Here is a 25,242-nt window from a genome sequence, read left to right on the forward strand (position 1 = left end):
GAGGGGATTTATCCCCGACCGGCTGCGCAACAGGCGCAAAAAAACCAGGGCCGCTGCGCTGCCCATCGGGGATGAATCCCCTCGCCACAATGGATCTTCATAAACCGGAAATGAGGTCGCGGTAATCCTCGACCGCTGCAAACTCCGCAGTATCTTTCGGCCCTTTGCGGCTGTCCGGTTCTTTGACCGCCAACAAGTGCGCCACACCGAAATCCCGCGCACTGCGCAGAATCGGCAAGGTGTCGTCGATGAACAGACTGCGCGCCGGATCAAAACCGATATCCGTCTGCAAGGCATCCCAGAACTGCGGGTTCTCCTTGGGGTAACCGTAATCGTGCGAACTGATCAACCGCTCGAAGTACGGCGCCAGTTCAATCCGCTCCAGCTTCAACGACAGCGAATCACGGTGCGCGTTGGTGATCATGATCACCCGTTTGCCGGCCCGTTTTATTGCCGCCAGAAAGGTATCGGCATCCGGGCGCAGGGCGATCAGGTGCGCGGTTTCCTGCTTCAATTCACGCACTGACAACTTCAGCTCCGCGCTCCAGAAATCCAGGCAATACCACTGCAATTGACCGGCATGTCGCTCGAACAGCGGTTGCAATTCCATCTCGGCCATGGCCCGGCTGATCCCGTGGAGATCGGCGTAACGTTGGGGCAGATGTTCCAGCCAGAAATGGTTATCGAAGTGCAGATCCAGCAACGTGCCGTCCATGTCCAGCAGAACGGTATCGATGTCGGACCACGGTAATGAAGGCATGGCAACGTCTCGAACGGTGAAAAGATATCCGACGTAAACAATCGGGAAAGCCGCGTTATAGTAGCGCGTTCACGCCAAGGAGCTTTGCATGCGCCAGAAACCCACTGTACTTGCCCGCGAAATCGTCGCCACCAGCCGCCTGTTTTGCGTCGAAGAACTGAAGCTGCGTTTTTCCAACGGCGTGGAGCGCACTTACGAGCGGCTGGTCGGCAAGGGTGCGGGATACGGCGCGGTGATGATCGTGGCGATGCTCGATGCCGAGCATGCGGTGCTGGTCGAGGAATACTGCGGCGGCACTGACGAATACGAGTTGTCCTTGCCTAAAGGTTTGATCGAGCCGGGCGAAGATGTGTTGGCGGCGGCCGAGCGTGAACTCAAGGAAGAGGCGGGTTTCGGCGCGCGGCAACTGGAACATCTGACCGAGCTGTCGCTGTCGCCCGGTTACATGAGCCAGAAGATTCAGGTGGTGCTGGCCACCGATCTGTACGAGGAACGTCTGGAGGGCGATGAGCCCGAGCCGATGCGGGTCGACAAGGTCAATCTTCGGGAGTTGTCGGCGCTGGCGCTGAATCCGCAGTTTTCCGAAGGGCGCGCCTTGGCGGCGCTTTATTTGACCCGCGACCTGCTGAGCCAGCGCGGTGTTTTCAGTTATGAGTGAGCGTTTGATGAATTTCCCGCACCCGTTGATGGCGCCAGTGATCGAGCTGGCATTGCAGGCAGGCGAAGCGATTTTGCCGTTCTGGCGCGCAGGCGTTGAAGTCACGGCCAAGTCCGATGACTCGCCGGTGACCGCTGCGGACCTGGCCGCGCATCACCTGATCGTTGCGGGTCTGACGGCGCTGGATCCAAGCATTCCGGTGCTGTCCGAAGAGGATGCCGATATCCCGCAAAGCGTGCGCGCCGGCTGGCAGCGCTGGTGGCTGGTGGATCCGCTGGACGGTACCAAGGAGTTCATCAGTGGCAGTGAGGAGTTCACCGTCAACATCGCCCTGATCGAAAACGGCCGAGTGGTGTTTGGTGTGGTGTCGATGCCGACCAACGGTCGTTATTACGTCGGTGGTAACGGGTTGGGCGCGTGGCGCTGTGACAAGGGCGGCACACTGGTTTCGATTCAGGTGCGCGACGTACCGGCGCCGGGCGAAGCGTTCACCGTGGTTGCCAGTCGTCGGCATTCCAGCCCCGAGCAGGAGCGCTTGCTCGCAGGACTCAGCGCCAGTCTGGGTGAGCTGCAATTGGCCAATATCGGCAGTTCGTTGAAGTTCTGCCTGCTGGCCGAGGGTGCGGCGGATTGTTATCCGCGCCTGGCACCGACTTCGCAGTGGGACACGGCGGCGGCGCAGGGTGTGCTGGAAGGCGCGGGCGGTGAGGTGCTGGATTTGCGCGGTGACGCGTTCTGCTATCCGGCGCGGGAATCGTTGCTGAATGAGTTCTTTCTGGCACTGCCGGCGAAGGCGGCTTGGCGGGCGAGCTTGTTGGAGTTGGCCCGCGGTTAAGATCAAAAGATCGCAGCCTGCGGCAGCTACATGGATAAACCTGTAGGAACTGCCGCAGGCTGCGATCTTTGCTTTAACGATGCAAAACGTACTGCCCGCTAAACGTCACGGCGTCCTCATCATTCCCGGAATTGACGATCCGCGTATTCAACGTCAACCGCGCCCGTCCATAACGCTGATACATCGCCAGAAACTTCTTCCACACCGCCGCCTCCGGCGCCGGGCAAATCGCCGTGGCATCCCCCGTCACCGGCAGGGGATAACTGATCTGCCCCTCCTGAATCACGATGTGCCCGTCCTCGATCCCTTCTTCCTTCAGGCGCAAATGCAGCCAGCCCCAACCGGCCAGCACTGCCCCGCAGTAGAGACTGCCGCCGAACATGGTGCTTTTGTGGTTGACGTTGGCATCCAGCGGCAAGTGCAGACTCAGCTGCTGCGCCTGCCAGTCGAGCACTTTGAGGCCCATCGCCTGAGTCAGGGGAATGTCGTGATGCAGGACCGATTCCAGATAGCGACTGTCGCTGTTCATTCGGCTTCATCTCCGTGGGCGCCGCTGTCGGCAAAGCTCAAGCCGTGCTTGCGCAGTTTGTCGTGCAGCGTCTTGCGCGGAATGCCCAGCGCTTCGGCAAGGCTGCGCACGGAGCTGTGGGAGCGCGACAGTTCGGCGGCGATCAGCGACTTCTCGAAGTTTTCCACTTGCTCGCTAAGGCCGCCGGCGATGACTTCCACGGTCGCGCCACCCCCTTCGGTGCCGGTGTTATCCAGCGCCAGTTCCAGGCCAAGGGCGAAACGTTCTGCCGCGTTCTGCAACTCGCGCACATTCCCCGGCCAGGTGTGACGCAGCAGCAGGGCACGTTGTGCCGGTTGCAGTTCGTGCGGCGGCAAGCCGTGGCGGGCGCTGGCTTCATCGGCGTAATGCTGGAAGAGCACCAGCGCATCTTCGCCACGTTCGCGCAGCGGGGGAATGCGTAATGGCGCGACGTTGAGACGGTAATACAAGTCGGCACGGAAGCGGCCCTGATCAGCGGCCTGGCGCAGGTCTTCCTTGGTCGCTGCGATCACGCGGATATCCAGCGGAATCAGCTGATTGCCGCCCAAACGTTCAACGACGCGCTCCTGCAGCATGCGCAGCAACTTCACCTGCACGTCCATGCTCATGCTTTCGATTTCATCGAGGAACAACGTACCGCCATTGGCGAATTCGAACTTGCCGATTCGGCGTTTTTGCGCGCCAGTGAACGCGCCCGGCTCATGACCGAACAGTTCACTTTCCACGACTGATTCAGCCAGCGCCCCGGCATTGATCGCCACGAACGGGCCGTTGCGGCGGCTCGATAGATCATGCAATGCCCGAGCGACGACTTCTTTGCCAGCCCCGGTTTCGCCAAGTATCAGCACGTCAGCCTTGGTCGCCGCCAACGCGCCGATCTGCTCGCGCAGGCGCAGCATCGGTGTCGAGTGGCCGACCAGACGCGCGCTCAGTTCATTGCGATCGCTCAGGGCCAGACGCAGACTGCGGTTGTCCAGCACCAGGCGGCGCACGGCCAGGGCGCGGCGCACGCTGTCGAGCAGAGCATCGCTGGCGAACGGTTTTTCGAGGAAGTCATAAGCCCCGGCACGCATCGCCTGCACGGCTAGCGGCACATCGCCGTGGCCGGTGATCAGCAGCACTGGCAGCTCGGGATCCTGGGCGTGCAACTCGCTCAGCAATTCGAGACCGTCCATGCCCGGCATGCGGATGTCGCTGACCACCACACCCGGCCAGTCGCGCTCCAGTTGCGCTGCCAGCCCCTTGGCTTCGGACAGCGGGAGGATTTTCAGCCCGGCCAGATCCAGGGTCTGGCCGAGGGCCTGACGCAGGTGCGGATCGTCGTCGATCAACACCACCTGAATGCGATTGTCGATGGTCATGCACTTCGATCCTCGGACGGTTGCAGGCTGACCCCGGGCGCGCCGGCGCGCAGCCGCAGGGTGATCAAGGCGCCACCTTGTTTGTGGTTGGAGAACGACAGTTCACCACCGAAGGCGCGCATCAGGGTTTCACAAATCGCCAAACCCAGACCAAGACCTTGAGTACGGGTCTTGGTGGTGTAGAAGGGCTCGCTGGCGCGACCGAGGGCTTCCATACAGAACCCCGGGCCGTTGTCGCGAATGTACAGATTGACGCCTTCGGCAGTGGATTCGGCACTCAGCCACAATTTGCGCGGCGGGCCCTTTTCGGTGAGGGCGTCGAGGGCGTTGGCCAGCAGATTGCCGAGTACCTGGCGCAGGCGGGTTTCCCCGGCTTCGACCCACAGGGTGGCGGCGGGCAGGTCACGGATCAGCTCGACTTCCATGCTGCGCCGACGCTTGGCCAGCAAGGCCAGAGCATCGTCCAGCGCCGGTTGCAGGGCGACGCTCTCCGGGGCGTGACGATCGCGGCGGGCGAACGCACGCAGGTGGGCGATGATCGACGCCATGCGCCCGGTCAGTTCGCTGATCAGTTTGAGGTTGCCGCGCGCGTCGTCAGTCCGCTCATGGTCGAGAAGCACTTCAGCGTTCTCCGCGTAGCTGCGGATCGCCGCCAGCGGCTGATTGAGTTCGTGGCTGATGCTTGCCGACATGGTCCCCAACGCTGACAACTTGCCGGCCTGTACCAGATCATCCTGAGCACGAACCAGTTCTTGTTGCGCCTGTTCGCGCTCCAGCACTTCCTGTTTCAAGCGGCGGTTGAGGCCTTCGAGGTCGCTGGTGCGTTCGGCGACGCGGCCTTCCAGTTCACGACGGGCCTTGGCTTCAAACGCGATGCGCTCCAGATAGTGGCGGCGGCGCTGCATCATCAGGCCGAGAAGCAGCATCATAACCAATAGCGTGGCGCCACCGATGGCGACCACCGTACGCACCGGGCGGTCGATCAGCGTGCGCGGCGCAAGAATGCTGACGCTCCAGCCGGTTTCGGCGATGTCGTGGGTTTGTGTCAGCCAGGCATCGGGGCTGAGGTTCAGCGGACGCGGTTCACGGGTCGGGTAGGGCTGGATTGCGGTGATCGCTGCGCGCTCGGTATCGCTCAAGACGCGGGTCGAGCGGAAGCGCCATTCAGGACGCGAGGTGAGGATGACCACACCGTTATGGTCGGTCACCAGCAGTTGTTCCGGGGTTTTGCCCCAGAGACTTTCGGTGTGGTCGAGATCGACTTTGATCACCAGCACGCCAGTGATCTTTTCACCATTACGCACCGCAGCGGCGAAGAAGTAGCCGCGCTTGGCCGATGTCGTTCCAAGACCGAAAAAGCGCCCGAGACGCCCGGCCATGGCTTCGCTGAAATACGGGCGGAAGGAGAAATTGCGGCCAACGAAGCTATCGTGTTTGTCCCAGTTCGACGCCGCGAGTGTTTTCCCGGTGGTGTCCATCAGGTACATGACTTCGGCGCCAGTCTGTGCGGCGATGTTTTTCAGCAGACGGTTGGCATTGCCTTGGGTAACACCATCGTCTGGCGCTCCAAGCACGGTACGCAGGGCCGGCAGGTCGCCGAGGATCTGCGGCAACACTTCATAGCGGTGCAGGGTGCCCAGCAGGTTGGCGACGTAGAGGTCGAGGGTCTGGCGATTCTGCCCGGCCAGTTCGCTGCGGTAATAGCGCTCGGCCAGATGCTCCAACGGCCACAGTAAAGGCGCCAGACACAGGGCCAGAAGGGCGAGGCTGCGCCAGCGGGGTCTGCGGGGAAGGGATGGTTTCATGAGCCGGATGCGCCTGAGGGAACAGGCGCATTATGCCCGGCCTCAGGAAAAGACGTCAGCGTCCTTGAGCAGCGCCGCTGCCTGATCCTTGGCCGACAGCTTCGGCGCTTCGTCCAATTGCCAGTCGATACCCAGAGCAGGGTCGTCCCAGCGAATGCTGCGCTCGGACGATGGGTCGTAGTAGTTGGTGGTCTTGTAGAGGAACTCGGCGAACTCGCTCAGCACTACGAAGCCATGGGCGAAACCTTCCGGTACCCACAGCTGACGATGGTTTTCAGCCGACAGGCGCACCGCCACCGACTTGCCGAAGTGCGGCGAGCTGCGGCGAATGTCCACAGCCACATCAAGCACTTCACCGACCGTGACGCGCACCAGTTTGCCCTGGGTGTTTTCCAACTGATAATGCAGGCCACGCAGCACGCCTTTTTGCGAGCGCGAATGGTTGTCCTGAACGAATTGGGTGTCCAGGCCGGTCGCGTCCTGGAACGCCTTGGCGTTGAAACTCTCGTAGAAGAAACCGCGCTCGTCACCGAACACCTTGGGTTCGATGATCAGAACACCGGGCAAATCGGTGGTGATTACATTCATTGGGATTTCCATAGGCAGGTGTGAATGGTCGACATTCTTGCGCAAAGTGCCGGCGGATGCGAGCGCTCGAATAACCACGATCAGGGGTTGCGTATCCTCCGAAGCAGTGGCGATATAAGCGCCTAATAAAATTTCAGGGGTCGTTTCATGCCGCTCGCCACGTTGATTCATCGCGCCAGTTTGCCCAGCCCGCAGGTTTCAGAGGCGCAGGCCTTGCAATGGCTCGCCGAACATTACGGGCTCGGCGGCACGTTACAGGCCCTCGGCAGTCAGCAAGATCTTAACTATCGCGTAGACAGTGAGCGCGGGCGGTTTGTGCTGAAAATCTGCCGTGGCGATTACGCCCTTGTCGAGTTGCAAGCCCAGCATGCCGGCCTAAAGTATCTGGCCGAACACTGCACAGTAAATGTGCCGCGGGTGATTGCTGCCAATAACGGTCAGGACCTGCTGACGCTGCAAGTCGATGGCGAGCCGGTACATGTGCGGGTACTCGATTACATCGAAGGTCAGCCGCTGACCCATCTCGATCACTTGGGCCATGACGTGGTGGCCGGGTTTGGCCGGCTCTGCGGTGAGATGGACCTGGCACTGGCCGGGTTTGACCACCCGGGCCTTGAGCGCACATTGCAATGGGACGCGCGCCATGCCAGCGCACTGATCAGTCATTTGCTGCCAGTGATCAAGGACGACCAGCAGCGCGCATTGATCGCCGACGCCGCCGAGCAGGCCGAGCGCCGCTTGCAGCCACTGGTGGACAAACTGCCGGTGCAGGCGATTCACATGGACATCACTGACGACAACGCCGTCTGGCAGCGCGACGCACAGCGCCATTGGCAATTGCAGGGTGTGATCGATTTCGGCGACCTGATCCGCACCTGGCGCATTACCGATCTGTCGGTGACATGCGCCGCATTGCTGCATCACGCCGACGGCGATCCGTTTGTGATTCTGCCGGCGGTTCAGGCTTATCACGCCGTCAATCCGCTGCAACACGAAGAACTGCAAGCCCTGTGGCCACTGATCGTCGCCCGGGCGGCGGTGTTGGTGCTCAGTGGCGAGCAGCAGGTCAGTATCGATCCGGGCAACGCTTACAGCCGCGACAACCTCACCCACGAGTGGGAAATCTTCCGCGTCGCGACATCGGTGCCGCTGGCGTTGATGGAAGCGGCGATCCTCAGCGCGGTCGGGCAACCCTTGGCGGCGATCAACGGCGAAGACTTTGCGCCGTTGCTGCCAAGTCTGGTCGGGCGTGAATTTGCTCTGATCGACCTCGGCGTTCTCAGTCCGCATTTCGAGGCGGGCAACTGGGAGCAGGAGGGCATCGACCAGCGATTGTTGAATGAAGCGGCTGCCGCGCATGGTCTGGCGGCGAGTCGTTATGGCCAATACCGTTTGTCGCGTACTCAACCGGACAGTGCCGCTGAGCCGGACACCTTCCCGCTGCACGTCGAATTACGCGTGCCCAATGGCACGCCTGTGGAATCGCCGTTTGCCGGTGTGGTTCATCAGCGCCCAGAGGGTTCGCTGCAACTGGACGGCCCACAGCTCAGCGTACGTTTGTGGGGCGTGACGCCATCGCTGCAAAGCGGGGCGGCGCTGGTCAAAGGTCAGGTGCTGGGTTCGGTCAGCGGGCCGTTGATCGTACAACTGAGTCGCGGTGCGCAATGGGATGCGCCGCTGTTCTGTACGCCGTCCCGTGCGGCCGCGTGGCAGGCGCTGTGTCCGTCACCGGCAGCTTTGCTTGGATTGGCCTGCGATGCCGAGCAGGAGCTGGATTCGAAGACCTTGCTTGAGCGCCGCGACGCCAGTTTTGCCCGCACGCAAAAACACTATTACGTGGATCCGCCGCGCATCGAGCGCGGCTGGCGCAATCACCTGATCGACATGCAGGGCCGTTCCTACCTCGACATGCTCAACAATGTGGCGGTGCTCGGTCATGGTCATCCGCGCATGGCGGCGGTCGCTGCCCGGCAGTGGTCGCTGCTCAACACCAACTCACGCTTCAACTATGCGGCGGTGGCCGAGTTCTCCGAGCGTTTGCTGAAGCTGGCGCCGGAAGGCATGGATCGGGTGTTTCTGGTCAACAGCGGCAGCGAGGCCAATGACCTGGCGATCCGTCTGGCGTGGGCCTACAGCGGCGGTCGCGACATGGTCAGCGTGTTGGAGGCTTATCACGGCTGGACGATCGGTGCCGATGCGGTGTCGACCTCGATCGCCGACAACCCGAAAGCCCTCGAAAGCCGTCCGGACTGGGTGCATCCGGTGATCGCGCCGAACATTTATCGTGGCGAATTCCGTGGCCTCGATTCGGCGCCGGACTATGTGCGCAGCGTCGAGCATCATCTGGCGAAAATCGCTGAGCAGAAGCGTCAACTGGCCGGGTTTATCTGCGAACCGGTGTATGGCAATGCCGGTGGCATCTCGCTGCCACCCGGTTACTTGAAGCAGGTGTATGCGTTGGTCCGCGCGCAGGGCGGTGTGTGCATCGCCGATGAAGTGCAGGTCGGTTACGGGCGCATGGGCCATTTCTTCTGGGGCTTCGAAGAACAAGGCGTGGTGCCGGACATCATTGTCATGGCCAAAGGCATGGGCAACGGCCAGCCACTCGGTGCGGTCATTACTCGCCGGGAAATCGCCGAAGCGCTGGAGGCTGAGGGTTACTTCTTTTCGTCGGCCGGCGGCAGTCCTGTGAGCTGTCAGATCGGCATGGCCGTGCTGGATGTGATGGAAGAAGAAAAACTCTGGGAGAACGCCCAAGTGGTCGGCGGCCACTTCAAGGCGCGGCTCGAAGCGTTGATCGATAAACATCCGCTGGTGGGCGCGGTGCACGGCTCCGGTTTTTATCTCGGTGTGGAACTGATCCGCAACCGCGACACACTGGAACCGGCGACTGAAGAGACCACATCGCTGTGCGATCGCCTGCGCGAGCTGGGGATTTTCATGCAACCGACCGGCGATGACCTGAACATCCTCAAGATCAAACCGCCGATGGTGACCTCGCGGCGCAGTGTGGATTTCTTTGTCGACATGCTGGATCGGGTGCTTACCGAAGGCCTGTAAGCCACGGATTCCCAACCGCGCCTACAAAAAGCAGATTTATATCGGCTATTTGTGATTATTTTTAGATGAAAGGTTGGTATGTAGCTTTTAAGGCCGATATTTATCGGTTATAAAGTCGCCGTTGCTCCGGCATGGCGATTTTTTGTCCGGTGCGCGCGTTTTTTCCCTTCGGTCGAATCCTCGACCGTCAAAGCACTTGCCCGGAGATGATTCATGAGCCGTATCGTTACCGTCGCCGCCACGCAGATGGCCTGTTCGTGGGATCTGGAAGCCAACCTCGAAACCGCCGAAAGACTGGTGCGCGAAGCTGCCGCAAAAGGCGCGCAGATCATCCTGATCCAGGAGCTGTTCGAAGCGCCGTACTTTTGCCAGAAGCCGAACCCGGACTATCTGCAACTGGCCACTACGGTGGAAGAAAACGTCGCGATCAAACATTTCCAGAAAATCGCCAAAGAGCTGCAAGTGGTGCTGCCGATCAGCTTCTACGAGCTGGCCGGTCGTGCGCGTTTCAACAGCATCGCGATCATCGATGCCGACGGCAGCAACCTCGGGATTTATCGTAAAAGCCACATCCCGGATGGTCCGGGTTACCACGAAAAGTATTACTTCAACCCGGGCGATACCGGCTTCAAGGTCTGGAATACCCGTTACGCAAAAATCGGCGTGGGCATCTGCTGGGATCAGTGGTTCCCGGAAGCGGCGCGTGCGATGGCGCTGCAAGGTGCGGAAATCCTGTTCTACCCGACCGCCATCGGCAGCGAGCCGCACGACAAGAGCATTTCGTCCCGCGATCACTGGCAGCGCGTGCAGCAGGGTCATGCCGGCGCCAACCTGATGCCGCTGATCGCCAGCAACCGCATCGGTAACGAAGAACAGGACGGCTACGACATCACGTTCTACGGCTCATCGTTCATCGCCAACCAGTTCGGCGAAAAAGTGCAGGAGCTGAATAAAACCGAAGAAGGTATTCTTGTGCACACTTTCAACCTCGACGAGCTGGAACATATTCGCAGCGCGTGGGGTTCATTCCGTGACCGCCGGCCGAATCTGTACGGCGCGTTGAAAACCCTCGACGGTTCCCTGGAGTCCTGATCCCGATGACCACATTGAAAAGCACCCCGCGCGCCGACGGCTTCCACATGCCGGCCGAGTGGGCACCCCAAACGCAAACCTGGATGATCTGGCCCGAGCGCCCGGACAACTGGCGCCTGGGCGGCAAACCTGCACAAGCTGCCCACGTGGCGGTGGCCAAGGCCATCGCCCGTTTTGAACCGGTGACTGTTGCGGTGTCCGCCGGCCAATACGAAAACGCCCGCGCCCGTCTCGACGTGCCGAATATCCGCGTGGTCGAGATGTCCAGCGATGACGCCTGGGTTCGCGACAGCGGTCCGACCTTCGTTATCAATAACAGTGGCGAAGTGCGCGGTGTGAACTGGGACTTCAACGCCTGGGGCGGCTTTGACGGCGGCTTGTACTCGCCGTGGAACCGCGATTCACAGGTCGGCGGCAAGATCCTCGAGATCGAGCGCAGCCCGCGTTATCGCACCGAAGGTTTTGTGCTGGAGGGTGGTTCGATTCACGTCGACGGCGAAGGCACGCTGATCACCACTGAAGAATGCCTGCTCAACCGCAATCGCAACCCGCACCTGAGTCGCGAAGAAATCGAAGCAGTGCTGAGCGCCAATCTGGCTGTGGATAAAATCATCTGGCTGCCGGACGGTTTGTTCAACGACGAAACCGATGGCCATGTGGATAACTTCTGCTGCTACGTGCGTCCGGGCGAAGTGCTGTTGGCGTGGACCGATGATCCACAGGATCCGAACTACCCGCGCTGTCAGGCCGCGATGAAGGTGCTGGAAAGCAGCACCGATGCCAAGGGCCGCCCGTTCACGGTGCACAAAATGCCGATTCCGGGGCCGTTGTTCGCGACCGAAGAAGAGTGCGCCGGGGTCGATCCGGTGGATGGCACTCAGGAGCGCAATCCGAGCGTGCGTCTGGCCGGTTCCTACGTGAATTTCCTGATCGTCAACGGCGGCATCATCGCACCGAGCTTCGACGATCCGATGGACGCCCCGGCTCGGGAAATCCTGCAGAACCTGTTCCCGCAACACGAAGTGGTGATGGTGCCGGGCCGCGAACTGTTACTGGGTGGCGGTAATATTCACTGCCTTACCCAGCAGCAACCCGCGCCGCACAAAGAGTGAGTTGAGTCGTAACAGCCTGAGTTGATTAATAAATCAGCCGGGCGACGATTAGCGCGCGATGTACCTGAAGAAGCCCGCAGCCCGGTTGGACTGCGGGCTTCTTTGTATCCGCTTGTCGACAAATCGGAAACCTTGGCATAGCTCTTGTATCGGACAAAGGGCACTAGGGAGGGAGGCGAACTTCAACAGTTCTGTCATAAACCTTGGATAACGTAGCCGCTCATGACCGGGGAGAGAGCGCTGAAATGAACGCCGAAGTGAACGTAGTCAGCGAGCGGACGTTGCATCCCATGGCCGTAAAAGGCGAATCGCTCCAGATTGTCGCGCACTTTTTGAAGTCCAATGGAACGCGTCAGATCAGGGAACCTGATCCGCGCCGGATGATGATCGAGCGCTACCCCGCTGACCTGTTCAGCGAGGCCGAACTGGAAGCGTTGTGGGCTGTGATGCAGGGATAAGAAAAACAACAGGGATTGGTAAAAGCGCTGCCGGGATGGCGGCGCTTTTTTATGCTCGGTTATTTTGTACACACCCATTCAATGTGGGAGCGAGCCTGCTCGCGAATGCGGTAGGTCAGTTAACGACGATGCCGACTGACCCGACGCTTTCGCGAGCAGGCTCGCTCCCACAGGGTTTGTGTGAAATCAGAAGCTGTAGGTGCCCGTCATCACGACGCTACGCGGCGCGCCCGGCTGGATTTGATACTGGCTCGTCGCCGATTCGTAATACTCGCGATCGCTGATGTTGTTCAGCGCTGCGCGCAAATCCCAGTCCTTGAAGCGATAACCGACCAGCGCATCCCAACGGCCATAACCCGGCAGCACGGTGGTGTTGGCGTTATCGGCATAACGCTGGCCAACCAGAGTCAGGCCGGTTTCGCCGTACCAGCCCATTTCCGGTTTCCAGGTCAGGAACAGGCTGCCGTTGCGTTTGGCAACGTTGTTGATGCGTTTGCCTTCCAGACCGTTGTTGTCCTTCTCGATCTTCGCATCCTGCACACCGACGCCACCGCGCACGTACCAGTTGCCGACGATGTTGCCGGTGGCGGTCAGCTCGATCCCGCGTGAGCGCTGTACGCCGGTCATGATGGTCAGGGTCGGATCATTCGGATCGGTGGTGCGGCGGTTGTAGAGTTCAAGATCATAGATCGCCAGGGTGGTGCTCAAACGGTCATCGAGCCAGTCACTCTTGACGCCGATTTCTTTCTGCTTGGTCAGCTCGGGGCTCAGATCGTTGGTGTTGCCGGCCGCGCCCGGTGTGATGCCGATCAGGCCTCCGCCCACCGGCGAGAAAGTTTTCGACCACGAGGCGTAGAAGGAGTGATTCTGCAGCGGCGTCCAGACCAGACCCACGCGCGGGCTGGTGCTGTGGCTGTCGCGATCTTCGGAAAGGTTCCTGAGCTTGTTGGTCGACTCGATATCAAAGGTGTCGTAGCGCAACCCGGCGAGCAGTTGCCATTGATCGTTCAGGCGCAGTTGATCCTGAACATAGACCGCGCGGCTTTCGACCTCGGTGTGGCTGCTGCTGTTGAGCTGCATGCTGCCGGTGTGGCGCAGGTCGCGGTTGGGGTTGAACAGGTCCAGCGACGGCACAGGTTGCGCACCCGGTGTTCTGCCGGTGGCGGCGTTATACAGTTTTGGATCGCGGCGCTGACTGCCGATCTCGACACCGGTCAGCAGGCGATGCTCAAGGCCGAACGTATCGAAACCGCCTTCAAGTTCGAGGTTGTTGTAGACGTTGCGGGTGTTCAGATCCTGCTGCCAGTGCTGACGCGTGACCTTGTTGGTCGCAGGCGTGTAACCGGTGAGGTAGGTGTTGTCGAAATCACTGTCGAGCTTGAACACGCCGAGGGTCTGACGCAGTTGCCAGTTGTCGTTGATCTCGTAGGTGAGTTTCGAGCGCAGGGATTGCGACTTGTCGTCGATGAAATCGTGATCATTGCCGTAGGTTGTGTCGCGGCCGACATCCGCCGGGCGCCCGTTTACCCCAGGAATGCCGCGATCCGGTGTGCGGTTGTAACGGCTGTATTCGTACTGCACCAGCCAGTTCAGGTCGGGCGTCAGTTGCCAGCTCATCGACGGCGCGAACAGTTGGCGGTTGCCGCTGACGCCGTCGCGGAAGCTGTTTTCATCCATATTGCCCATGTTCAGGCGCAGGCTGATGTTCTCGCTCGGGTCGGTGCTGAGGTCGGCGTACAGGCTGCGTAGATCTTCGCTGCCGGCCTGGGCTTCTATGGTTGAGCGACGTCCGGCCTCAGGCGCTTTGCTCACCCGATTGACGATCCCGCCCTGACTGCCACGGCCATACAGCACGGCGGCCGGACCTTTGAGCACTTCGACGCGCTCGATGTTGTGCAGGTCGCGCTTGTATTGGCTGTCGTCGCGGATGCCGTCCAGATAAAAGTCGTTGCTGGCGTCGAAGCCACGAATGCGCAAGCTGTCGAAGCGGGTGTCGGCGCTGCTGCTGACGTTGGGCATGCCACTCAGGGCATCGCCGATATCATTGGTGCCGTAGTCGGCGACGTTCGACGTCTTGATCGAATCAATGGCCTGCGGCACATAACGCACCGGGGTCGAGGTGCGGGTCGCGGTATTACTGACTTTGACGCGCGGGTCATCGGCTTGCGCTTCGGCGCTGATGGCGGTGGCGGGCAACTCAGTGGCCGACCAGGCAAAACCGCTGGACAGGAAAGCAGAAAGCCCAAGGGTGACGGGCGTAAGACGGAACGGGGCAGGCATTGAAAAGCGCATCCGAAAGGGTGGAAGAATTCGAGCGTGCGAATGGTAATGCTTTGCATTTGCTCCCGTTAATTATTCCTTAAAAGTTCCCTTGTCTGATTGTTTCAATTTGTGTCGATCTGGACACAATCTGACCATTCAGACAATTCGACCGATTCACGAAACAGTCTGAAAGCCATTCCAGCGTTTTTCCCCCACGCCCCGAGGACTAGTTTGCCGGCATTGATTTTTCCCACTTTCAGGCCGGAGTTTTCCGATGATCCTTCATTACATCTATGACCCGCTGTGCGGCTGGTGTTATGGCGCCAAACCGCTGGTACAGGCCGCGCAGCAAGTGCTGCCGGTAATCGCTCATGCCGGCGGGATGATGAGCGGTGCCAACCGTCAGCGTGTTTCCCCGCAATTACGCAATTACGTCTTGCCCCACGACCGGCGCATCGCTGAATACACCGGGCAGCCGTTTGGCGAGGCCTATTTCGAAGGCTTGCTGCGCGATCACACGGCTGTGTTCGACTCGACGCCACCCATTGCTGCCGTCATGGCGGCCGAGGCAATCGATGACCGTGGTCTGCAGATGCTCGGGCGGTTGCAGACCGCACACTACGCAGAAGGGCGGCGGATCGCCGATGAATCCGTACTTTTGCTGTTGGCGGATCAGATGGGCTACGCCGAGGAAACTTTCCGGGCCGCGTTTAAATCCGTTGATACCGAGCTGCATGTAAAAACCAGTCGCGCATTGTTGGCGCGCCTTGGCGGTCAGGGGTTTCCGACGTTCGCCTTGGAGCAGGACGGCCAGTTCACCTTGATCGACATCAGCGCCTGGCTGGGCAAACCGCAGGCCTTTGCCGATTGGTTGAGACAGGCCTTGGAGATTAATGAGAAGGGTGAATCGTCAGCGCTCTGCGGCCTCGACGGCTGCTTTTGATAGACGCTGGATTCACTAGCTGCCGGCATTTACGTGCAAGGAGTCAGCGCAAAATTTACGTTTCTTAGACGATTTTTGCCTATTTAAAGACGATTCTTGAAATTGACACAATGTTCAAGGCGCAGCTACGATTCGGCCCAACGCCTGTGGCCAACCGCCATGACTCAAAAATAATAAGAAGGCCCGCCACGACTTTGTCGTGGGCGGGCCTTTTTGTTTCGGGGTGAAAAAAGAGTGCATCAGCGCCGTTTCAGCCGTTCGACACAGCGCGTTTCAACCCGTAATAAGGAAAATAAAATGTTGAACAAGCGTATCAGCCTGATCGCTCTGGGGATGTTGAGCGCCACACAGGCCATGGCTAACGACCAGGCCGAATCCAAGGGTTTTGTAGAAGACAGCAGCCTGAAAGTGCTGCTGCGCAACGCCTACATCAATCGTGATTACAAAGACGGAAACGACGACAAGGCCGAATGGGGCCAAGCGGCCATCGGTACGTTCTCCTCCGGTTTCACCCAAGGCACCGTCGGTGTTGGCGTTGACGCTTTCGGTCTGTACGCACTGCGTCTGGACGGCGGCAAGGGCCGCAGCGGCGCCGGTGGTATCGATTTCTTCAAGCAAGAAAATGACGGTCGCGCGAACCACGATCTGGCCAAGGGCGGCGCGGCGGTCAAGTTCCGCTTCTCCAATACTGTGCTGACCTACGGTGACCAGATGCCGGCCTTGCCGGTACTGAGCTACGACAACGTGCGTCTGCTGCCGGAAAGCTACACCGGCACTTTGATCACTTCCAAAGAGATCAAAGGTCTGGAACTGAACGCCGGTCGTTTCACCGCCGAATCGCGCAAAAGCGATGAAGGTCGTGACAGCGGTGGTCTGAAGTCAATCAACGTGATCGGCGGTAGCTACCAGTTCACCGAACAGTTCAAGGCTGCGCTGTACGCTTCCGACGTCGAAGACGTCCTGAAGAAGCAATACGTCAACGCCAACTACGTGTTCCCGATTGACAAGGATCAGTCCCTGACCCTGGACTTCAACGGCTACCGCACCAAGCTCGACAGCGCCTACGTTCGCGAAAACACCATTCCGGGCGAAAGCATCGTGACCGGTCGCGACAATAAGATCTGGAGTCTGGCAGCCACCTTCGCCACTGGCCCGCACTCGTTCACCGTGGCGCATCAGCGCTCCACCGGCGACAGCAACCTGGGCTACGCCTACGGCGGTTATCAGAAAGATCAACACCGTTTCGGCGACGGTGGCAACAGCATCTACCTGGCCAACTCCTACTGGTCGGACTTCAACGCTGAAGACGAACGCAGCTGGCAGCTGGGCTACGGCCTGGACTTCAGCACATTCGGCGTACCGGGTCTGAGCTACAACTTCGCTTACGTGCGTGGCGACAACATCACCACCTCCACCAGCGAAGGCGGCACCGAGCGCGAAATCTTCAACCAGTTCAAGTACGTCGTGCAAAGCGGCCCGGCCAAAGATCTGAGCGTGAAACTGCGCAGCTCGATCCTGCGTGTTTCGCAGAAATCCAGCGAATACAACGTCAGCGGCAACGAGCTGCGCGTGTTTGTGGATTACCCGATCAACATCTTCTGATGCTCGATCAGGTGTAACAGATATGAGAAAAATCCCGACTGGTTCGGGATTTTTTTCGTCGATTTTTCAGTGAAAACCCGAAAAAACCCGTGTTTTTGTCATGTAAAAGTTGTTTTTAAGTCGCTTCAAACGCCGTTTCAAACAGGCCTTTAAATGCCTGAAATTCTTTCTCATGGACGCAAATTCTCCACCTAATAGATTAGGCCGCTCAACGCAGCGGAGAATTTGGTAATGATCGTTTTGAACAGAGAAGTGGGCGAATCGCTACGGCGCGACAAATATGTCAACGTCCAGGGTGGTGACTTCAATCTCTACGGTCATTTTGCCGACTTCGTCAGACTGACCAAAAGTTGGGAAAACATGGAGCCTGATAGCTACTACGGTCAGGCCGAAGCCGGCATGCGTTACCGTCGTTACAGCGACTTTGAGTACAACCCGAAGACACGCGAACTGAAGCAACTCGAACATCGCGCCTACGTGCAGTCCAAGGAAAACAACGCCTATGTGGGCGGCCTTGTGCGGCACTTCCAGGACTTCTCCGATGAAGTCATCGAGTCGCCGGTGATGCGCAGCCTCATCGACACCGATTTTGAAGTGTACAAAAGCGTGTTGCCGGAAGAACTGCACGATGAAATCTGGCAGTGCCAGATCCATCAGATCCGCATCGAGATCAAACCGGGCAAACAGCTTGAAATCACACCTGAAGGGATTCACTGCGACGGCTACCCGTTCAGCGGTGTGCACTTCTGGGGCCGAAACAATGTCGAGGGTGCCGAGAGTCGTTTGTACGATATCCACGAGCATCAATTGGCGTCGACCACCTACCAGGAGATTCTCGACACCACCTACTTCCTCGATCGTGACATGCGTCACTACGTGACCCCGGCGCGCAATACGCACACCCATGCCATGGCGTACCGGCAGATTCTGGCGATTTCCTTCTCGCGGCCCGGGACCGCTTTCGACATTGTTCGCTAATCAGATCACCCCAATCGACGGCGTCGAGTGCTCGACGCCGGTGGTGCTGCGCCGCGCCACGGCCAAGGATGCGCAGCGCATGGAACGCTTCTTCCGTCAGTTCGACGAAGTGTCGTTCTGCGAATGGCAGGATGCCAAATGCCTGCGCGGCGTATTGATCCAGAAAACCACCACGGCCTATCTGGCCTTCGACGTGGCGGGTGAAATCGTCGGAGCGGTGTTGGGCGGCATGCTCGGCAGTCGTGGCACGATCAATCATCTGGCGGTCAGCCCGCGTTATCGCAGCCAGGGCGTTGGTCAACGTCTTGTTGAAGCGGCGTCGTCCGACATGAAGCGGGTCGGTGTGCTGCGGATGTTTCTGTTCGTCGACGATGCTAACCTCGCGGGCAAGCGATTCTGGGCTGCCCAGGGTTTTTGCGAGCCTCATGGCGAACGGACATTTGAGAGGGATCTATGAATGAAACGTCCGGCAGCGCGCCGCTGATGGTCAACCATCAGCCGTCGCGTACATTTGCCGAAGCCAGCCCGGTGGTGGCCGGTTACTTCACGGTGGCGTTTGTGTTCGGCTTGATGGCCGTCAACGCCGGGCTGCCATTGTGGCTGCCGGTAGCGATGTGTTTATTCGTGTATGCCGGCGCTTCACAATTCGCCGCGCTGGCGCTGATCTCCAGCGGCGCGTCGCTGACCACCATTGTGCTGACCACTTTCCTGATCAACGCACGCCACATGCTGATGTCGGTGTACATGGCCAAGGCCCTGCGCGCGTTGGGGCTCAGCCGCATGGAGCGCTGGTGCTACGCCGGTGGGCTGACTGACGAATCCTTCGCCTTCCACAGCGTGAAACTCGGCACTGGCGCGCCGGTAAACGTACGCTACCTGATTGGCTTCAACCTGTTCTGCCACACAGCGTGGGTACTCGGCGGTTTGCTGGGCGCGGTGTGCGCGCAATACGCAGCACACTTGATCAAATATCAGCTCGACTACGCGCTGACCGCGATGATGCTCTACGTGCTGGTGTCGCTGTGCAATACCCGCAACAAGTTGATTGCCGCAGCAGCGGCCGTCATCTGCATGGGCGCACTGAGCCTGGTCGGCAACTCGCCGTTTAATGTGTTTATCGCCACGTTTGTGGGCTGCGGAGTGGGTGTATGCCTGACCAAACGTTCCTGATTCTGGTGGTCGCGCTGATGATGGCGGTGACTTTCCTGCCACGTGCCTTGCCACTGCAAGTGAATACCGAGCACTGGCCGCCGTTCATCGCGCGCGCGCTGGAATACTTGCCGGTGGCGATCGTCGCTGCGATCAGCCTGACACCCTTGTTGATCAAGGATCAGCACATACAGCTCGATCGCCCGGAATTCTACGCGGCGATTCCGACGCTGTTATGTGCGTATTTCAGCAAAAACCTCTTTCTCAGTGTGGCGGTTGGGACGGCTGCGTACATTGCGCTCGGCTCGTTCATGTAACGGCAGATCGACGACGTCGCTCAACGCCTGATTGGACAACTCCGGATTGTTCACCGCCAGGCGTACTTCGAGGAAATCCTCGAACCCGGGGAAAATCGTCAGGCCGTTTTTCTGCGCGGCCTCGCGCGAGACCATGCCGACCGCATCCATCTGTGTGATCAGCGACAGGGTCAGGGTCTCGCTGCACGAGTAGACCATGCGCTGGCCGTTCTCGTGATTGCCCAGCCCGGCGTCGAGAAAACGCAAAAAGCTGTGGGAATACGGACAATCTTCCGCAGGACGCACCTGAAATTTGTTGCCCAGCAACGTCAACGGATCGTTTTCCTGCCCGCAATGCGCGCCAACCACCTGCACCTGCACATCCGGCAGGACGATGCTCGGCAAACCCGGACGCTGCGGGCCGATCAGCACCGCCAGATCAAAGTCTTCATTCTTCAGCTTGCTGAGGTTTTCCATCGACTCGGCGTAGCTGAACTCCATCTGATAATCGGGAAACACCTCGATCAGGCGTCCGATCATTCGCCGGTTGAAGTCAGGCGCCAAGGTGTTATTCAACGCGACCTTCAACGTGCGCTGCCCGGGCACTTTCAGCGCCTCGACTTTTTCTTCCATCTGTCGCGTGGCAATCAGCACTTTGTCGATATACGGCGTCAGCTCAGTGCCTTGCGGCGTCAGCGTCAGCCCTTTGTTGGAACGACGAAACAAGCGGAAACCGAACTGCTCTTCGACCTTGTTCAACTGCGCGGCCAACGCCTGCACAGTCAGGCACGAATGCTCGGCTGCGGCCGACAACGAGCCGGTCTGCACGATGCGCATGAGGTTGCGTAAGGTTCTGCTATCCATGGGTAATGCCCTCTGAAGTGGGCTGGGTATTGTTGTTTACGAGACTGCCGATCCGGCGCCATATGCCGGCTATATTCCTGCACCTGAGCATAGTTGTCGCGGGTTTAGTAGCGAATTGATGTCCCTGCCGATGGCTGGAAGCTGACACAGGATCGAGGTTTTTGATGACTTGAGGGTGATTGGGGTCAAAAAATACTCACGTGAAATAACAAATCACGGCGTTTTTAACATTCATATTGGGTTAACGAGCTGATTCGTTAGCGGATTAAAAGAAAACAAATATCCGTATCTGTACTAGGCTTGAAGTCATGTCAGCTAACAATGGAGGCGGTCATGCCCACCTCAACCCCAGCCCTCACCCCACGCGAACAACTCGACGCCCCCGAAGCCGGTCGCGTCGCACTGAAGTTTTTCTTCAACCTCATGGAGCGATGGGGCTGCAATGCCGATCAGCAACGCACGTTGCTCGGTGGAGTCGGCAACACCACGTTCTACAAGTACAAACACCTGCCGCCGAACGTGCGCCTGCCCCACGACACCCTCGAGCGCATCTCCTATCTGATGGGGATTCACAAGGCGTTGAGCATCATCTTCAGCAACAGCCGTGAGCGCGCTTATACATGGGTCAGTAGTCCAAACACCGCCGCGCCTTTCAATGGTCGAACCGCGCTGGATTACATGCTGGCCGGGCGCGTTGTGGACATTGCCGATGTACGGCGCTACCTCGACGGAGTGCGCGGTTGAACGCGCCAGCGCTGGCCGATCCGCAGTGGCCGCGGGCTTACCGGATCGTCAACAGCAGCTTCCCGCCGATTGCGTTGTTCGAAGACGTACTCGACCCCGAAGACCTGGAAATCGCCTACGCCATCGAGGCACTGACCAATGATCGCCTGATCGAACAGGCCGGCGTGCTTGCCCGAGTGCGCCCGGAAGATCGACTTTCCGGCCCCGGCTCGACCCCGGTCATGGCTGCGTTCACCCACATCGGCAAAAGCAGCCGTTTCTGTGACGGCACCTTCGGCGTGTACTACGCTGCCAGCAGCCAGGCAGCCGCCATCGCCGAAACCTGTTATCACCAGGAGCGTTTTCTCGCCGCGACGCAGGAAGCGGATCTTGAGTTGACCATGCGTACTTACGTCAATCGGGTGGTTAAACCGCTGCACGATATCCGCCACGATTTCCCCGATTTGCATCAACCCGATCCAGACGCCTATGACCCGTCACAGACTTTTGCCCGACAACTGCGCGAGTCTGAATCCTGGGGCCTGCTATACAAAAGCGTCCGCCTGCCGGGCCACGAATGCGTCGCGGCATTCCGCCCGCCGGCGGTGTCGATACCGAAGCAGGGCAAGCATCTGCGTTATGTGTGGAGCGCGAGCCAGCGCAGAATTTCGTTTGTGTTTGAGGTCAGTCAGGTGTGAAACGCAAAAAGCCCTCGCAGTAATGCGAGGGCTTAGTATCGGCGATTTTCGTCAGTGGCTTTTTGATAGCGCATCCATCATTTTCACCACCTCGGCTAGGTGTTTCCCGGCCACGGAGCCAAGGAAATGGGCGAAGGGTTGAGAAAATCGATAATCAAACAGCTGGGCCTCAAGGATTGAGGCTCGGCTGTACCCCATGAGAGGAACTGTGATGTTCGAATATGCGTTGGAAGTTCACGAAGAGCCGGGCAGCGTCTGGCTATCCTGCGCAGAAATTCCCGAGATGCACGCCGTCGGCGACACCCTCGGGGAGGCGTTGGACACCGCTATTGATGCGATCGAGACAGCACTGTCGATTTACGTTGATGATCGTCGGTTGATTCCGACCGGGCAGGCAGGAGAACAGGAAAGTGACGTCTTATTACGTCTGCCTGCGCTAACTGCCGCGAAGGTTGCGCTGTGGAATACGCTTCTGGAGTCCGGTGTGAGCAAGGCCGAACTGGCGCGTCGTCTCGCTGTGCAACGGCCTCAGGTAGATCGCCTGGTCGATTTCCTACACCACTCCAGGATCGAGAATTTCGAGCGTGCGTTGCAACAGCTTGGGCGGCGGATTTCGATTTCGGTTGAAGCTGCATAGGTTGGATACGATCCTAACCGCCTCCTAGGCGATGCCACTTGCGTGGTGGTCGCACCGCCGCTGTATCCGGGTGGTAAGTACCGAATTCTGGAGAAGCACTCCTGGCGTGAGCATTCGTCCACTTACCTGGCCGCACAATTAAAAAGATCTGCGAACACTTCAACGTTCAGCACATTGATATCGCCGGCGTCGGCTATGGGTGTTTGCTTTAGTGTGCGATTTAAATCCGCGTGCTGCGCCGATCAACTTCAGCCGTGAGACCGAAAACACGCTGGTACTCAAGGCTCAGGACAAGATTCAGGGCCGCCGCATCGAGTTGGGGGCAGCAATTGCACTTCGAAGTGGATGACGTGGAACAGAATATCTACGGGGTGCCTGACTATTTGGGGGGATGCATGCGCTGTTGCTCAACGAGTCGGCCACGCTGTTTCGTCGTCGCTACTTCAACAACGGCGCGCACGCCGGTTTCGTGTTTTACACCAATGACCCGAACCTTTCGGAAGAGGACGAAAAAGCGCTCCAGGCGAAAATTGCGGGAAGCAAGGACGTGGGTGATTTCCGCTCGTTGTTCGTCAATATTCCCGGCGGGGGTGACAAGGCGATTCAGATTATCCCGGTGGGCGACATCGCAACGAAGGACGAGTTTGAGCGGATCAAGAACATCACGCGCAATGACGTGATTGCTGCGTGGCGGATGAATCCGGCGCTGGCCGGGGTGATGCCGGAGAATGCGGCGGGGTTTGGGGATATTGAGAAGATTGATCGGGTGTATACCAATAACGAAATACGCCCGATCAGTCAGTTGTTTTTACAGGTTAATCAAAGGCTGAGCGCGGACAAAAGGTTAGATTGGAAAGCAGAGAAATATAATTGATGTTCTGCGGTGTGTTTTAATATTAGATGTGGGGGTTGATTAAATTTAGTATGGCGGATTTGCTCTTTGCGCCTCTCGAATGTTCTGTTATTTTTCCATCCTTAAATAATACAAATGTGGGTGTGCCATTAACACCATATCGTAAGGCAACGACGGAACTTTGTTCGATGTCAGCAATTCCAACTATTAGTCTCCCCTCCTTTTCTTCTGCAATTTCCGGCATGATCTTGGTTGGGAAATCGTTCGCTGGGCCCCAGTTTGCATTGAAGCAAACCAGAACAGGAACATTTGCTCTCAAGACATTTTCATCGAAGTTTTGGTCGGTTAAAGTTATGGTGGCCATTTTTGATACTCCATGCTGATACTTGGGGTGGCTGCGGGAGGTAGTTTTTAGCTAGCATCCATTGGAGAGGATTGTCGTTTTGAAATTGATAAGTCGCCACTGTCAGAGTTGACAGGTTTTAAGGTTGGTTCGTTATAGAAGTGGTTTTAAAAGGTAATAAATAGTGAGGGGCGCACTTTTGAACGTTAACGATAAAGTTAGCGAAAAAAGCAGTTGGCGGGAAGTTTTATGCGGGTGAATTGCAATTCATGTGGGGAAAAAGGAAGGATCGTATCGCGTGACGAACTGTCACCGGAGTTCGCCCGGCTTTACTGCCAATGTGGCTCCTTAACGTGTGGGCACACCTGGGTGGCCAATCTTACATTTTCACACACACTCAGTCCTTCAGCCCAAGCGGTTGATCGACTCTTGTTCAACCGTTTGCGAACGCTTTCCCCTGATAAGCAGCGTGATCTTTTTGAACAGCTGGGCTCATTGAAGTAGCGGCGAGAGATGAGCTCTCGCCGCTACGCTTTGCTACTCAGTCGGTACTAACTTATCCAGCACCTGATTGACCGCCAGTTCTGCCAGCATCACGATTTGGGCGATGCCCTGCAGCGTTTTACGATGGTGGCCCTCTAGTACACCGGCGAAGTCGCCGAGCATCACGCTGGCGGATCCCAGGGTTTCAGTCGCATCCACTAACAAGGATTCGGCGCCGGATTCTGGGTTGGCCATGTAGAGGCGGTTGGGTCGATACGGCGTGGCCATGATCTGGGCCGTGGGTGGGAGTAAATAATGATCCAGCGCGCGGTTGGCCGCGTCGTTGAGTTTTTTCGAATCGGGAGATTCGTAGGGGGATGTTGGATCTGCGATGGCTGCCGGATCAGTGCCCGGCGGGTTTGGCGTTATCTTGAACATACTCTGGGTCCTAAAGTAGGAGCCAACACCGCTTCTCTACTAAAAGGAGAGGTGGCAGCTGTGCGCAGGTTAGTAGACCGGGGACCCAGGGAGCCGGCGCGCTCGAAAGCGCCCTACGCACAGCTACCATAAAGTGCAGGTGAATAAATGCCTGACTGTCTGATGCGCTATGCGCCCTGGGTGGACCACGAGCTACTAAACCCGATCACTGATGGGCAGTGACAGGCTCAAGGTACCGGTGGGTTCCAAGGCGCACAAGCCGGCGGATTCTGGCGTACGCGTAGGCAGCGGCGCAAGGTTTTGTGGGCCTTTGGGCGTAACCCAGAGTGTTTTTAAACGCGTGCGCCAATCTATGTGTAACGCCGGATGATGTGTGAGGGAGTGTCTGTCAGATAAAGGCGTGACGCCGCGTCTGGTGACGAGAGCGCCTGGGGCGAGCGTATTTTAAGCGGTGCGCCGCAAGGGCTGGGGCGCATCGGTTTGCGCTTCGTATTTGCTGCGAAGCAGGTTTTCAGCGACTTCAAACGCCTCCATGCAGTTTTTTCCGTATTCTGACAAGGCCAGTTTGCTGCGTTGATTGAGTTGTACATCGGCGGTGCAAAGTTCGATGAACAATGAAAGTGAGTGTCCACACTCCTCAATTTTTTCGCGTAATTCAATGGTGTTCTTGTGGTGTGACATCACTTGACTCCTC

At 58.4% G+C, this 25,242-nt stretch carries 26 protein-coding genes and 3 pseudogenes; 19 read left to right on the forward strand and 10 right to left on the reverse strand.

All coding sequences use genetic code 11. The annotated features are described in order from the left end of the window. Positions 1-97: 97 nt before the first annotated feature. On the reverse strand, positions 98-760 hold the full coding sequence (gene yrfG, locus ACIOVB_RS11420) for a GMP/IMP nucleotidase (protein WP_401267686.1): 663 nt from the start codon (positions 758-760) through the stop codon (positions 98-100). Between the two features lie 88 nt (positions 761-848). Between yrfG and nudE the strand changes: the two genes are divergently transcribed. Further along, positions 849-1,418, forward strand: a complete 570-nt coding sequence (gene nudE / locus ACIOVB_RS11425; RefSeq protein ID WP_095190590.1) for an ADP compounds hydrolase NudE — start codon at positions 849-851, stop codon at positions 1,416-1,418. A 7-nt stretch (positions 1,419-1,425) separates the two neighbouring features. Further along, complete coding sequence (gene cysQ, locus ACIOVB_RS11430; RefSeq protein WP_401267811.1) at positions 1,426-2,253, forward strand: 3'(2'),5'-bisphosphate nucleotidase CysQ; 828 nt, start codon at positions 1,426-1,428, stop codon at positions 2,251-2,253. Between the two features lie 73 nt (positions 2,254-2,326). Here cysQ and ACIOVB_RS11435 read toward each other — a convergent pair whose 3' ends face one another. From ACIOVB_RS11435 to rfbC, 4 genes are read right to left on the reverse strand one after another with little or no spacing between them, the layout of a single operon-like run. Continuing rightward, the gene (locus tag ACIOVB_RS11435; protein ID WP_401267690.1) at positions 2,327-2,782 is read right to left on the reverse strand and encodes a YiiD C-terminal domain-containing protein; all 456 of its coding nucleotides are present in this window, start codon (positions 2,780-2,782) and stop codon (positions 2,327-2,329) included. Further along, the gene (locus tag ACIOVB_RS11440; RefSeq protein ID WP_401267692.1) at positions 2,779-4,164 is read right to left on the reverse strand and encodes a sigma-54-dependent transcriptional regulator; all 1,386 of its coding nucleotides are present in this window, start codon (positions 4,162-4,164) and stop codon (positions 2,779-2,781) included. The genes ACIOVB_RS11435 and ACIOVB_RS11440 overlap by 4 nt, the downstream gene beginning before the upstream one ends. After that, entirely contained in the window at positions 4,161-5,969 is a 1,809-nt protein-coding gene (locus ACIOVB_RS11445) for an ATP-binding protein (RefSeq protein ID WP_187678917.1), read from the reverse strand. Before ACIOVB_RS11445 ends, ACIOVB_RS11440 begins: the two co-directional genes overlap by 4 nt. A gap of 42 nt (positions 5,970-6,011) precedes the next feature. Beyond that, on the reverse strand, positions 6,012-6,557 hold the full coding sequence (gene rfbC / locus ACIOVB_RS11450; protein WP_047299314.1) for a dTDP-4-dehydrorhamnose 3,5-epimerase: 546 nt from the start codon (positions 6,555-6,557) through the stop codon (positions 6,012-6,014). A gap of 147 nt (positions 6,558-6,704) precedes the next feature. Here rfbC and ACIOVB_RS11455 point away from each other — a divergent pair, with 147 nt between their 5' ends. From ACIOVB_RS11455 to ACIOVB_RS11470, 4 genes are all read left to right on the forward strand, one after another. After that, on the forward strand, positions 6,705-9,617 hold the full coding sequence (locus tag ACIOVB_RS11455; protein ID WP_401267696.1) for an aminotransferase: 2,913 nt from the start codon (positions 6,705-6,707) through the stop codon (positions 9,615-9,617). A 213-nt stretch (positions 9,618-9,830) separates the two neighbouring features. Beyond that, positions 9,831-10,709 (forward strand): N-carbamoylputrescine amidase, encoded by an 879-nt coding sequence (gene aguB, locus ACIOVB_RS11460; protein WP_401267699.1) that lies wholly within the window; start codon positions 9,831-9,833, stop codon positions 10,707-10,709. A gap of 5 nt (positions 10,710-10,714) precedes the next feature. Next, on the forward strand, positions 10,715-11,821 hold the full coding sequence (aguA, locus tag ACIOVB_RS11465; RefSeq protein ID WP_401267702.1) for an agmatine deiminase: 1,107 nt from the start codon (positions 10,715-10,717) through the stop codon (positions 11,819-11,821). Between the two features lie 245 nt (positions 11,822-12,066). Beyond that, positions 12,067-12,279, forward strand: coding sequence for a hypothetical protein (locus tag ACIOVB_RS11470; RefSeq protein WP_187678913.1), 213 nt, complete (start codon positions 12,067-12,069; stop codon positions 12,277-12,279). Positions 12,280-12,465: 186 nt separating this feature from the next. Here the strand turns inward: ACIOVB_RS11470 and ACIOVB_RS11475 are convergent, their stop codons facing one another. Beyond that, a complete protein-coding gene (locus ACIOVB_RS11475; protein ID WP_187678912.1) occupies positions 12,466-14,559 on the reverse strand; it encodes a TonB-dependent siderophore receptor in 2,094 nt (697 codons plus the stop codon). A 256-nt stretch (positions 14,560-14,815) separates the two neighbouring features. On the opposite strand from ACIOVB_RS11475, the gene ACIOVB_RS11480 reads away from it, so the two are divergent. The 6 genes from ACIOVB_RS11480 (at position 14,816) to ACIOVB_RS11505 (ending at position 19,530) form a co-directional block, all read left to right on the forward strand. Then, the gene (locus ACIOVB_RS11480) at positions 14,816-15,484 is read left to right on the forward strand and encodes a DsbA family protein (protein ID WP_401267706.1); all 669 of its coding nucleotides are present in this window, start codon (positions 14,816-14,818) and stop codon (positions 15,482-15,484) included. 297 nt (positions 15,485-15,781) lie between these two features. Beyond that, positions 15,782-17,086, forward strand: coding sequence for an OprD family porin (locus tag ACIOVB_RS11485; protein WP_401267709.1), 1,305 nt, complete (start codon positions 15,782-15,784; stop codon positions 17,084-17,086). 231 nt (positions 17,087-17,317) lie between these two features. Next, positions 17,318-18,064, forward strand: a complete 747-nt coding sequence (locus ACIOVB_RS11490; protein WP_166218415.1) for a 2OG-Fe dioxygenase family protein — start codon at positions 17,318-17,320, stop codon at positions 18,062-18,064. A gap of 79 nt (positions 18,065-18,143) precedes the next feature. Next, a complete protein-coding gene (locus ACIOVB_RS11495) occupies positions 18,144-18,521 on the forward strand; it encodes a GNAT family N-acetyltransferase (RefSeq protein WP_016986309.1) in 378 nt (125 codons plus the stop codon). Further along, entirely contained in the window at positions 18,518-19,234 is a 717-nt protein-coding gene (locus ACIOVB_RS11500) for an AzlC family ABC transporter permease (protein WP_123529786.1), read from the forward strand. The genes ACIOVB_RS11495 and ACIOVB_RS11500 overlap by 4 nt, the downstream gene beginning before the upstream one ends. Continuing rightward, positions 19,213-19,530 carry an AzlD domain-containing protein gene (locus tag ACIOVB_RS11505; RefSeq protein WP_007909127.1) on the forward strand — a complete coding sequence of 106 codons (318 nt, stop codon included), beginning with the start codon at positions 19,213-19,215 and terminating at the stop codon, positions 19,528-19,530. Before ACIOVB_RS11500 ends, ACIOVB_RS11505 begins: the two co-directional genes overlap by 22 nt. Here the strand turns inward: ACIOVB_RS11505 and ACIOVB_RS11510 are convergent. Beyond that, on the reverse strand, positions 19,447-20,373 hold the full coding sequence (locus ACIOVB_RS11510) for a LysR family transcriptional regulator (protein WP_187678908.1): 927 nt from the start codon (positions 20,371-20,373) through the stop codon (positions 19,447-19,449). The two genes, ACIOVB_RS11505 and ACIOVB_RS11510, sit on opposite strands and share 84 nt — an antisense overlap. A 333-nt stretch (positions 20,374-20,706) precedes the next feature. On the opposite strand from ACIOVB_RS11510, the gene ACIOVB_RS11515 reads away from it, so the two are divergent. From ACIOVB_RS11515 to ACIOVB_RS11540, 6 genes and pseudogenes are all read left to right on the forward strand, one after another. Beyond that, complete coding sequence (locus tag ACIOVB_RS11515; RefSeq protein WP_187678907.1) at positions 20,707-21,117, forward strand: MbcA/ParS/Xre antitoxin family protein; 411 nt, start codon at positions 20,707-20,709, stop codon at positions 21,115-21,117. After that, a complete protein-coding gene (locus ACIOVB_RS11520) occupies positions 21,114-21,794 on the forward strand; it encodes an RES family NAD+ phosphorylase (protein WP_401267714.1) in 681 nt (226 codons plus the stop codon). Before ACIOVB_RS11515 ends, ACIOVB_RS11520 begins: the two co-directional genes overlap by 4 nt. 99 nt (positions 21,795-21,893) lie before the next feature. After that, a pseudogene (locus ACIOVB_RS11525) lies at positions 21,894-21,974 on the forward strand (mRNA interferase); the annotation flags it as partial. Positions 21,975-22,005: 31 nt separating this feature from the next. Further along, complete coding sequence (locus tag ACIOVB_RS11530; RefSeq protein WP_401267716.1) at positions 22,006-22,431, forward strand: type II toxin-antitoxin system HicB family antitoxin; 426 nt, start codon at positions 22,006-22,008, stop codon at positions 22,429-22,431. After that, a pseudogene (locus ACIOVB_RS11535) lies at positions 22,432-22,756 on the forward strand (terminase); the annotation flags it as partial. Continuing rightward, a pseudogene (locus tag ACIOVB_RS11540) lies at positions 22,752-23,305 on the forward strand (phage portal protein); the annotation flags it as partial. The pseudogenes ACIOVB_RS11535 and ACIOVB_RS11540, both read left to right, overlap by 5 nt. A 22-nt stretch (positions 23,306-23,327) precedes the next feature. Here ACIOVB_RS11540 and ACIOVB_RS11545 read toward each other — a convergent pair. Continuing rightward, positions 23,328-23,648 (reverse strand): thioredoxin family protein, encoded by a 321-nt coding sequence (locus tag ACIOVB_RS11545; RefSeq protein WP_401267719.1) that lies wholly within the window; start codon positions 23,646-23,648, stop codon positions 23,328-23,330. Positions 23,649-23,876: 228 nt separating this feature from the next. On the opposite strand from ACIOVB_RS11545, the gene ACIOVB_RS11550 reads away from it, so the two are divergent. Further along, complete coding sequence (locus ACIOVB_RS11550; RefSeq protein WP_401267722.1) at positions 23,877-24,131, forward strand: ogr/Delta-like zinc finger family protein; 255 nt, start codon at positions 23,877-23,879, stop codon at positions 24,129-24,131. A gap of 33 nt (positions 24,132-24,164) precedes the next feature. Here ACIOVB_RS11550 and ACIOVB_RS11555 read toward each other — a convergent pair whose 3' ends face one another. Together ACIOVB_RS11555 and ACIOVB_RS11560 are read right to left on the reverse strand one after the other, a co-directional pair. Beyond that, on the reverse strand, positions 24,165-24,548 hold the full coding sequence (locus tag ACIOVB_RS11555) for a DUF6124 family protein (protein ID WP_401267724.1): 384 nt from the start codon (positions 24,546-24,548) through the stop codon (positions 24,165-24,167). A 444-nt stretch (positions 24,549-24,992) separates the two neighbouring features. Further along, positions 24,993-25,229 (reverse strand): hypothetical protein, encoded by a 237-nt coding sequence (locus tag ACIOVB_RS11560; protein ID WP_401267727.1) that lies wholly within the window; start codon positions 25,227-25,229, stop codon positions 24,993-24,995. Between the last annotated feature and the right edge of the window lie 13 nt (positions 25,230-25,242).

The sequence above is a fragment of the Pseudomonas sp. NPDC087639 genome, assembly GCF_044743385.1.
In the GTDB taxonomy this organism is placed as follows: domain Bacteria; phylum Pseudomonadota; class Gammaproteobacteria; order Pseudomonadales; family Pseudomonadaceae; genus Aquipseudomonas.